Here is an 803-nt window from a genome sequence, read left to right as displayed (position 1 = left end):
CATTAATGATAAACGTAGATTCACCCCAACTGACCACCTGCTTGCCAAGTTTGACACTTAAAGGCATGTCACCAAGATAAAAATCACCAAAGATATAAGCATCCATTAGCTCAATGCCAGACGCATTGTCTTTACCATCTTTACTCAGTTGGCGAGGCGGGTTGATACCGTCAGATGCAAAGTTTTCATCCTCTAGCACAAAGTCATAATAGTAACGAGCACGAGCGAAAGCGCCAAAAGTGTCACCTTGAATCAAGAAGTCTGTGCTGCCCTTGATACTTTCCGAGTACGTGTCACCTTTTGCGAAATTCAGGTTGCCATCATCACTATTGATTGATGCTCCCAAGCCGCCGTATTTGCCTTGGCCTGCATTAATGTCATTACCCCAATAGCCATTACCCGCACCAATATTATTGTTGGCTGGATCTTCCATTCTCCAACCAGCACCAGCGGTAAGCGTGGTATCAATGCTTGCTTCGTAATCGCCTACATAGAACTGAAAAGCACTAGCGGGTGTAGATACGGAGGCCGCAACGGCAAGTGCCAAAGGCAACTTACGAAACTGTCGCGACAACTGTTTTTTATTTGTCATCGAACGCTACTCCATTTATTCAATCGCTGGAAATCGCGATGTTTCACTAATGTGCTCGAGCAAGAGCACAAAAGAGATCAAGGGAAACCGATATTATTATCGAACTACCTGACCGCCGCCCATGTACTGATGGCGGTTTAGGTCGATTAAGAAAAGCATAGACACTAATTTTATTTTCGACCAATTTAAAACTGGATTTTTTTCAAACAGT

1 protein-coding gene is annotated in these 803 nt (G+C 43.8%); it reads right to left on the bottom strand.

The annotated features are described in order from the left end of the window. On the bottom strand, window positions 1-592 hold a 592-nt coding region (locus tag A3750_RS11245), incomplete at its 3' end, for a DUF1302 domain-containing protein (protein WP_156498523.1). Window positions 593-803 lie beyond the last annotated feature (211 nt).

The organism is Oleiphilus sp. HI0079 (genome assembly GCF_001635105.1).
The sequence above is the reverse complement of the archived record's forward strand: the minus strand, read 5'-3'. Positions and strand labels throughout refer to the sequence as shown.